The following is a 9,979-nucleotide window of genomic DNA, read 5'->3' on the forward strand; positions in this document are numbered from 1 at the left end:
TTTTTGACATTTTTATGGCGCTCGCGGGATATTCCGTCAGAGCTTTGGGAGATACCCCCTGGATGCGATTGCATCTTGCATTGGCGGGCTAGGATCTGCCTTGGTAGATTCTGGTAGCTAAAAAGTATCGGTAGGCGTTAAATCAGCATGAATGGGAGTAATTGAGTTTAATTACCACCTACCCTAGACCACTAAAACCATGTCTAGCGCTAATTGGTAGCGGTGCGACCCGTGGCGAATTTAATTCACCTAGGTCAAGCGCACCGGGGTGTTTTAACTCGCTAGTGGTCATGATCTGAAGCATCTTTGTTCAGCGTCTTTGGCTAACCAAACTGTTAAAACATCAAAAGCCAAACCACTCAGGAAAGTAAGTAATGGAGGAATATAATTTTTTATTGAGCTTCGGCTGTAAGAATCTGTAAACCCTAGCTAGATATTTTGTTGAATAAGTATAACCATGAACCAGGTACCGTTACCTGGTTCATGTTAGTTTTAGCCACTATCAAAAGAAGCTCTACGCTATACCGCCTCAACTAGCTCACTGATTGAACCACAGCAAAAACAAATCTCCCCCCAGCCACAACCGATAGAACGCAACAGATAGAACTATTCAAGCAAGAGCTGTCTGCCTGTGAAATTGCGATCGCTATTCCTGCATCCCGGCATACAACAAACGTGCAAATAGCCGTACCCCATCATCCTGCTTCAGCTCTTCATAGGAGGGGGGCTGCCGCAAGCCCACCACCCGCAGATCTGCCAGCAATTCGGGATGAAACTGACAGGTAAACGATCGCCGAACGGTTTTACTTTCAAAATCTCTGTAATTGATGCAAGTCCCAGAACACTCTGTCAAAACCTGATCATCATCATCCGCCGTCGAGCACAAAATTTCAACAGCATCAGGGAGCTGGATCAGCCAAGACAAAGCACTATTCGCTATAATGTGACGGCTGGGAATGAGAGCATCATGAATTAACCGATACGCCCAGTTTGCAAATAAGATTGCCTCTTCGTTGACCTCGTCCGAATGAAACATGGCAATGTTGAGTTCATGCTCATAGGCAATCGACGTATCAATCACCCCTTCGTGCTCATCAGCGGTAATCTCATGGGCAACAATCACTGCCTCAGGAACACCGGAGGTCTCATGGTCAGGGGATTCATACTGGCGCAGCTGGCGATCACCAATCTCTTTTGCTTCGTTGTGAGCCACCGCAAACTCCTGATGCTCCCAATTGTCTGCCACCACACGGCCATCCCGCTTCTTGACGACCAGGGACTGCCCTACTGCCTGGATTTCTTGACAGACACGTTGTAAAGCCCTTAAAGCCTTGCCATTGCCATCCCCCTCCAAAACATCTAGAGCCAACACTTCCCTGACTGCCCGACGAATCAGGCTGATGTGAGCCTGAGCCGCAAGCTGGTGCCCTAAACAAATAAATATGGCAGGTGCGCTTGCAGGAGTCCGAGAGAGGAGAATCTGCTCAGATAGACGGAGAAGATCCTGATGGGAGCAACTTGCCCCTGCAAAGGTAGATGGATTCCGGACAGATGGATCCCCCCCCTCTACCACAATTGCCAATCCTGAGCTGATGACGGGGATCAGTCGCTCTAAATCTAACGGACCTGAAGCCCAATAGGGAAAGAGAATTGAATCACAGTCAGCAAGTTTTTGCGCCAAATAAGCCACATTAACCGAGGCACGGACCTCCTCACCTAGGGGGTTACAGCCCACATGTTTCCAGGGTTCAATAATTGCGATCGCATGTCGAAACAACTGAGGATTTGCTATCAAAGCCGCAAAAGCTTCTGGAGAGTCGATCACTTTTTCGAATGGCTGCCCCTTGCCCCATTCACAGCTGGGATTGTCGGACAGTAAAGAGCCAGTCGATAGAGGATTAGAGGAATGGCGATCGGCCAAAAACCGTCCCAAAAGAATGTGAACGGACTCAAACTGAGAGCCACTATAGCTCAGATAACCTGGCTTGAGTCGCCAGTTACTGGGTGGTGACTGAGTAATCATCAGAATAATTTCACATTGTCTTCAGTATTTTTGTCTTCTCGACCCCGACAAGAATCGGTTCCTAAGAAACCAAGTCTTAGGCCATTGAAGATAGCGGTGCGACACCGACTACCAGGTAAAAACAAATTACAACACTCCCCAGAGGTTATGTTGGGGTAAATGGTGTGCGATTTGCTGGCTTTAAATCAGTATCGATAAGCATTGAAGGAAAATATCACATTTAGGAACAAGTAGCAAGGTTTTGCGCCTTAACAACTGAATAACCGTGACGGTGGTTGGTTGTGTGTTTGGCCTTCCCCCCAGGGCAAACACATCTAAATTAATTAGATTGACAAATCTCCGCCCAGCCGCAACCGATAGAACGCAACAGATAGAACTATTCAAGCAACAGCTCCACCAGCTCAAAAACCGTTCCGCCAAAAACAGGGATGGGGAGAGACTTTATCCCATCACAGGCTGGTGGTAGTCTGCCTGGATTACAGAAAAGGTTCAAGTTGGGATTGGGCAACCACTGGGATTGGGCAACTACAACAACAGCAATTGCAACACCTACTGAATTAAACTCCTTGAGACTATAACTATGTTATCGGTCTGGGAAAGGATGATGCTCCACAAGAGTTGCTACATCTCATTGACAGAGTTTATAGTTAGATAAATCTAACCAAAAAGCTACTCTGGCAAATAGTTAAAACTTGAACATTCCAGATCATGATTGGTAAAAATTGTAATCAACTTAGTTTTACCATAACCAATTTTTTTTATCGATATTGTAATCACTTACAGCTTGAAGCCAGGGATTTATGTTTATGTAATTATCATTTTCATACTTATATTCAAGACGAGTTGTTTATAGAAATATATAATCCAGAATGTAAACTTGCTTTATTAAAGCTAATTCAATGTTGTGCATTATCAAAAAAGTAGCCAGCTTTGGTAAAACTTATGATTGATCATCTGCCGTTATCCATTAAAATAGGTATTTAGGAATCTTGGCTGGAGCAATAATTTAATTTTTATCTAGTTGAATTGTAAGCATTCAGCCGTCAGAGGTCAGCCGTCAGCTTTGTGACATAGGCTTATAACCTGTGACTTTCGTGACTATTAAACGAATGCTTACCTGTTGTCTTGATGCAGTCGCTCATGGGGGAAACCACGGCAGTCGCTCATGGGGGGAACCCCCAAGACCGCGCTGCCTCCCCAAGACCGCGCTGCATCGCTTATTCAAAAGCTGTTCGGTGTAGCGTGCCCTATGCCCATAAGCTGATACGCGACACGCTGATAGCTGAATGCTTACGTTGAATTATTCACTTCGTTATAATTTAAAGTTAAATTTAAACAATAAATAAAATTACCTAAAATGTAATTACTATTATATTGAATATAGACTGTACTGTGTATAAAACAAATTTTAAAAACTAAGAGCTTCGTGTCTTTGATTTCCTTCCTAGCACCCCTTGAAACAACTCTGCTTTTTTAAGGGGGATGGAAGGGGGTTAATCAGGCAGAGGGAGTAAGCATTCAGCGGTCAGCGCTCAGCGGTCAGCTTATTTTATTCAAAAGGTGCGACCCGTGGCGAATTTAATTCTTAATGGTAAGAGCGCACCTAAGCATCTCAAGTAGCGTGGCCACAGGCCTTTAGCTGATACGCGACACGCTGATACGCGACACGCTGATAGCTTACCAGAGGGATTTAGGGGAATCAGAATTTTTTGACCAACAATCTCTTAGCAACCGCCCCAATACTTCTGTAACTGCTACAGGACATGGTTGATTGCTCTTATTCACAAGGATCCTTCTTTATACTATGTTGTATTCACCAAAAGCTATAGTAAAAGAACTGGCTTCAACGCCTACTACACTATGCTAGAATCTGGGAAAGTCCTCCAAAATCGCTATTACCTCCAGCAGCAGCTGAATGACAATCCAGTGCGCCAGACTTGGCTAGCACAGGATTCGAAGTCTGACACGCAAGTCGTAGTCAAGCTTTTGGCTTTAGGTGGTCCCGTACAATGGGACGATTTGAAACTATTTGAGCGGGAAGCGCAAGTTCTCAAACAACTGGATCATCCTCGGATTCCCAAGTATCGGGATTATTTTTCCCTCGATGAGAGTATCCTATGGTTTGGACTGGTTCAGGAGTATATCCCCGGTCTATCCCTGAAACAGCAACAGTCTCAAGGGTTTAGATTCTCTCAGCAGCAGGTAAATACTATCGCAGCTGATATTTTAGAAATTCTTCAGTACTTACATCAGCTCAACCCCCCAGTCTTACACCGAGATATCAAGCCAAGCAATCTAATTTGGGGTGAGGACGAGCAGGTATATTTAATCGATTTTGGAGCAGTGCAGGCTCAACCAACTACTGCGGGTGCCACATTTACAGTGGTGGGAACCTATGGTTATACTCCCATGGAACAGTTTGGGGGTCAAGCTGTGCCTGCTTCTGATTTGTATGCCTTAGGGGTGACCTTGATTGAACTGCTGACTGGAGTGGCACCTGCTGAGTTACCTCAGGAAAATTTGCGGATTCAATTTCGTCAACTACTCGGTTCTACTGTTGAGCCTGGCTTGGTGACCTGGCTAGAGAAAATTACAGAACCAGCTGTGGAGCGTCGCTTCAGTGATGCTATACAAGCTACTGAAGCCCTATACACTAACCCAGTGGTTCCATCAAACAACACCTCCCCAACTGGTCTGCCAGATACTGTTGTCCGTATTCATAAATCAGCAGAACAACTAATCATTGATATCCCCTCCCACTGGGAAATGATAGTGATGAAACCCTTCAAACATGCCCTAAAACAAGCTAGAGGGGTGCTAAAGGGGGTATTTTCTTACTCACTACAGCGATTCAAGACCTTAGAAAAGTCTAGGCAACACCGGATATTAGTTGGTGTTGGGTTGGGAGTAGTTGTAGCAATTTTACTGGATTTATTTAAGCACCTTATTCTTCAAATATTAGTAATATTATTAGCAATTCCAGTATCATTACTGCCTTTAGCAATACCAATTTTTTTAGTGATGTGGATAACATCATTAAACTCAGAAAAAGACTTTTCTGAGGCAGTTCGTATTTGTTTTGATAACAAAAAATTTGAAATTATTAAGGCATCCTTGAGCCGCAAAAAATGGGATCGAGGAGAAAACTCACAAATTAAAGAAGTTTATATTACTGCCTATCGGGATGCACAAGGCAGATACCATCGGGGGATTGCGATCACTACTCAGGTAGAACGACCATCACCCTTTGGTCAAAAATCCCAAACCTACATCTTTGGCGAACAATTACCAGAAGCTGAATTGAATTGGTTAGTTGAAGAAATCCGAGCTTGGTTGGATGTCAAATCTAGTGATTCATCACCAAGTCCAGAAGGTTGAAGGTTTAAAGTTGAAGGTTGAAGGTTTAAGGTTTAAGGTTGAAGGCAAAATAAAAAACCAATCAATACCGAAATTCAGCAACTAAGGCTAGATAGAGACGATGATTTTGCCAGCCTCATATTTGGTGCTCAACTTAACCAGATTTTTACTTACCATATTTTTGCTTACTTGTCAATCTAATTTTAGATGCGTTTGCCCTGGTCCCTACCCCAGATGCGCCCCATTTTTTGGAGTTGCCCTCATAACACTCATAACAGTTAGTCTTCTTAAGTGTTCTGGATTACCACCACCTGAATTTATAACTTCCAAAGTTCCCTCTAGAAACTTAATCCGACAAGCTTGACGCATTATCTTGCCACTTGAAGTTTTAGGAATGCTACCTGGTTGGATCAATGCTATTGCATAAACCTGTAGTTCGTGTTGCTCCATCAACGCCTGACGAATATCTCCATTTACTTCATCGAAATCCAGTTTTCGCAGCCAACTTCGCTCCACCTCCTGAACAACGACTAATTTCTCTTCGCCATCTACCTCAACCCCAAATGCTGCCTCAGAATTTTTACGCAGTGCTGGGTGGCTCTGTTCAACCGTAAATTCAATATCCTGAGGATAATGATTTTGACCTCGAATGATGATTACATCCTTCAAGCGCCCAGTGACAAATAGCTGACCATTCTTGATGAACCCCAAGTCACCAGTACGTAGAAATGGACCTTCACCAGTATCTGCTAGATATGCCTCAAATGTATGCTTTGTTTCTTCTGGTCTATTCCAATAACCTTGAGCAACACTTAAATCTGATACCCAAATTTCGCCAACTTCATCTGACGCACACCTAGTTAAAGTATTGAGATTGACGATAATTACTTTTATTCCACAAATCGGGAAACCACAACTAACCACATATCGACTTCCCTTTTGATTTCCATCGCACTCAACAATCTGATTTTTCTCTAGTGCTGATGCAGCAATTGAGGCAATTTCAGGCACATCATTATGAGACTTGGTAGCAACTAACAAAGTTGCTTCTGCAAGACCATAAGCTGGAAAAAAAGCTGTGGCACGGAACCCACAAGGTTCAAATGTTTTAATAAATTTTTCTATAGTGTCTTTACGAATTGGCTCTGCTCCATTACTAGCTGTTTTCCAACTCCTAAGATCTAAATTAGTTAATTGTTCTGATCTAACTTGACGAACACAGTAGTCATAGCCAAAGTTTGGACTTTGGCTATGGGTTACCTTATACTTAGAAATAACCTCTAGCCAGCAGGTCGGTCTTCTAACAAATGTCAATGGTGACATTAGGTAACAAGTAATACCAGAATAAATAGGCTGTATAAGTCCATCAATCAAACCATAATCATGGAAGTAAGGCATCCAAGTGGCAGCAATACTATCTGAAGTGTAGTTCCATGCTTGCTTGATATAGGCAGAATGGTGCATTACATTGTTATGGGTCACTATTACTCCTTTCGGTGTAGATGTAGACCCAGAAGTATATTGTAAATAAGCTATGGCATCTAGATTAATTTTTAATTCTTGCCATTGGTTTGCTAGTTGCTCTGATATCTCCTCAGTAAACAACCATAACAACATGTTATTATACCCAAAGTCTTTTTGCCATTCACTTGGGAACTGAGAAGAAATTTGAGATGTAGTCAGCACTAGAGAAACTTGGGCATCCTTAACACAAGCTTGAAGTCGAGGCAGAGTTCGCTTCAATCGAATTGCATCAGGTGGAGGAGCCGGAATAGCAATGACTCCTGCATATAAACATCCAAAGAAAGCACAAATGAAATCTAGAGGCTGTGAATAGAGCAGCAATGCTCGTTCCCCCCTGGTTACCCCCATCTCCTGAAGCTGAGCTGCGATTGCTCGTGACCGCTTTTCCAATTCTCCATAAGTCAAGCTGGCTGTCTCTGTTTTTCCATTAGAAATAAAGGTATAGGCTTTTTGCTTCGGTTCATTTGTTCCTCTATAACATAGCAGGTCTATCAAAGAGGTAAATTTTTTCTTAGTATTCATAAAATTTGTCCTTCATTAATCATCCATCAATTTCTGAATTTTCGGCGTTACTGGAGTTTAGACTAAAGGGATAGGAGCAAACTATAAACAAAAGCCAAAAACCGCCTCAGCGCTCAAAGAGCTGAAAATTTCAGCATAGCTCCTAAGTGATTTTAGAATTTTTTGGAAAATGACAAAGTTTTTCTTACCAGACGACTAATCCTTTGTCTTCAGGTATTATTTAATCTTTCAATATGATTAGTTTTACCAGTTTTTTTTGCTACTTGTTTGTGACGCTGTCTTGATGCAAAGCGCGAGTGGGGGAACCCCCACAGGTCGGCACTGCCTCCCCAAGACCGTAATGGTGCTTTTGACCCGTAATTAAATTCGCCACGGGTCGCACCTCTGCATTGCTTTTGTCGTATTACTGTTCTTGATGCAGTCGCTCATGGGGGAAACCACGGCAGTCGCTCATGGGGGGAACCCCCAAGACCGCGCTGCCTCCCCAAGACCGCGCTGCATCGCTTTTATAAGCTTCCCAAAAATCTGTATAACACACAGCACATTGTCGAACCACTGGAGGGAAAGACTGCTACAGTGTAAAGCTTTGAGTTTTGGAAAATGTGCAATTAATTTTGTGCACCTGCTTAAAGGCAATGTTGTATCACTACATGTTTATCACTACCAATTAATTACCTACTCTGGATATCTGTAACCCTTACATTGCAAGGCTTTGAGTTTCATTAAATGTGCAATTAATTTTTTGCACCTGCTTAGTTTAGCATAACAGGTACGGAAGAAGCAAATTTTTAATAAAATATATTCGGCTAGAGTAAATTTACTTTTTGGTATAATCTGGAGCAAATTGTCAACAGTTAGGTTTTATGGTAATAAAAGACTTACCTGTTTTTACCACAAAATTCTACAACCTTTACATAGCAAGCATTTGAGCCTGTTTCGTCACCCCGCAATAACATAGATACTGAACAGCTTAACAAAGCTTAACAAAATGTTACACTAAGAAAGTGACTTTCAGAATAGGTTCTGTTAGACTACTGATTGGTAATACTTTGTATCAGTAAAAAAAAGAATCAACAAAGTAGTTTGCAATCCCATAACAGTAGTGATATAGAAAGGATTGAACCCTGAATATGCTCACACAAAACCAGATTCAACACTTTGAAGAAAAGGGATGGTTAGGCCCCCTGGATATATTTACAAGTTCAGAAGTAGAATCTGTAAAAAAATGTATAGAAACTAATAGTTCACTTAAAGAAGTAGAGGGTCAGCCGATGATGATGCTCTACAACAATGTCCTGAACCTTAACACATCTCGTGACCTTCATCTGTTTCATCAACCGATAGCCGAGATGTTTAAAAACAACAAAATTGTTCGGGTACTAAACCAGCTGGGTGGGGACAATTTACTATTGTGGAACAGTAATGTTTTTTGCAAAATGCCAGGGGAAGGAGAGATCAAATGGCATCAAGTTTATGATTCTTACGACCCCAGCGCCTATGATCCTCAAAAGCCAGCACTGCTTTACCCAAATACTGAAGATATTATAAATATATCAGTATGGATAGCCTTAGATGATGCTACTCTCGAAAATGGTTGTTTACATTTTGCAAATGGGACACACAAGGAAAAATTTGGGCGAGTGCAGGTACCTGCTGAGCAGGGGATGTTTGCGGGTATAAAAAACCATAAAATGGTTTGGCAAGGGCGGAGAAAATACTCAGTAGTGTTTGACTTCGATGACAATGAATGGGAAGTAGAAGCTGTACCAGCACGCATGGGGCAAGCTATTATTTTTACCGAAAGAGTTATGCATTCCTCTCCTCCCAATAAGTCCAAGGAACAACGCCGACTAGGTATTAATGGACGTTATGTTCCTCCCAGCGTACAGGTTTATCCACACCGTTTAAAAGGCGATTTCATCGACGAAAATTTTCATAATATCAAAAAGCATTTTTGTATCCTGGTATCAGGGCAAGATGATTATGGAATCAATGTCGTTCGTGATTCTCATGATCTAGACAATATAGAGTTAGAATTTCAGACCATGTCCAACTTAGTTCGCTTTGGTCATGTTCAACTACCTAAAGGCAAGAAAGAAATAGAGCTTGAGACTCTCTATCAACAAGCAATGGAAGGGGATTGTTTAGATGAGGAGCCAGATGATCTGATTCTGCAACCTAGAAAGTATGTTCAATGGCAAGCCTGGAATCAACTTAAAGGCATGAGTTGCAGTGAGGCGATGAAGCAATACAGTCAAATAGTAGCCAAACTGCCAGTAGTGGGTCAAAAAAAGGAGCTGCCTCTAGAAGAAAAAATTAAAGCTTGGTTAGTCGCTTACATCGCCAAAGTTTTCAACATTGAAGCAGATGAGGTGAATAGTACTCTTCCTTTTGAGCGCTATGCTCTAGGATCGGCTGATGCAGCAAATCTAGTTGCTGAGTTGGGAGCTTGGCTAGAACGAGATATTCCTGCTACTGCGCTTTATAGTTACCCAACTATAGAGTTTTTGGCTAAGCATTTAGTTTCGTCATCCTGAAGATAAGGTGCAAATT

At 42.2% G+C, this 9,979-nt stretch carries 6 protein-coding genes and 1 pseudogene; 4 read left to right on the plus strand and 3 right to left on the minus strand.

Annotation, left to right across the window (positions count from 1 at the left end; genetic code table 11):
• Nucleotides 1–646: 646 nt before the first annotated feature.
• Nucleotides 647–2,023: a hypothetical protein gene (locus F6J90_RS41785; RefSeq protein ID WP_293108361.1), complete on the minus strand. Its 1,377-nt coding sequence runs from the start codon at nt 2,021–2,023 to the stop codon at nt 647–649.
• A 428-nt stretch (nt 2,024–2,451) separates the two neighbouring features.
• On the opposite strand from F6J90_RS41785, the gene F6J90_RS41790 reads away from it, so the two are divergent.
• The 3 genes from F6J90_RS41790 (at nt 2,452) to F6J90_RS41800 (ending at nt 5,401) form a co-directional block, all read left to right on the plus strand.
• Nucleotides 2,452–2,601, plus strand: a complete 150-nt coding sequence (locus F6J90_RS41790) for a hypothetical protein (protein ID WP_158069500.1) — start codon at nt 2,452–2,454, stop codon at nt 2,599–2,601.
• Nucleotides 2,602–3,163: 562 nt separating this feature from the next.
• Nucleotides 3,164–3,322: a hypothetical protein gene (locus F6J90_RS41795; protein ID WP_293108364.1), complete on the plus strand. Its 159-nt coding sequence runs from the start codon at nt 3,164–3,166 to the stop codon at nt 3,320–3,322.
• 468 nt (nt 3,323–3,790) lie between these two features.
• Complete coding sequence (locus F6J90_RS41800; protein WP_293108367.1) at nt 3,791–5,401, plus strand: serine/threonine-protein kinase; 1,611 nt, start codon at nt 3,791–3,793, stop codon at nt 5,399–5,401.
• Nucleotides 5,402–5,605: 204 nt separating this feature from the next.
• Here F6J90_RS41800 and F6J90_RS41805 read toward each other — a convergent pair whose 3' ends face one another.
• Both F6J90_RS41805 and F6J90_RS41810 read right to left on the minus strand, forming a co-directional pair.
• Nucleotides 5,606–7,426 carry a fatty acyl-AMP ligase gene (locus F6J90_RS41805; protein WP_293108370.1) on the minus strand — a complete coding sequence of 607 codons (1,821 nt, stop codon included), beginning with the start codon at nt 7,424–7,426 and terminating at the stop codon, nt 5,606–5,608.
• A gap of 152 nt (nt 7,427–7,578) precedes the next feature.
• Nucleotides 7,579–7,704 (minus strand): annotated as a pseudogene (locus F6J90_RS41810) (IS1 family transposase); the annotation flags it as partial.
• 852 nt (nt 7,705–8,556) lie between these two features.
• Between F6J90_RS41810 and F6J90_RS41815 the strand changes: the two are divergent.
• Nucleotides 8,557–9,963, plus strand: coding sequence for an acyl-CoA-binding protein (locus tag F6J90_RS41815; protein WP_293108374.1), 1,407 nt, complete (start codon nt 8,557–8,559; stop codon nt 9,961–9,963).
• Nucleotides 9,964–9,979 lie beyond the last annotated feature (16 nt).

Source organism: Moorena sp. SIOASIH (assembly GCF_010671925.1).
Lineage (GTDB): Bacteria > Cyanobacteriota > Cyanobacteriia > Cyanobacteriales > Coleofasciculaceae > Moorena.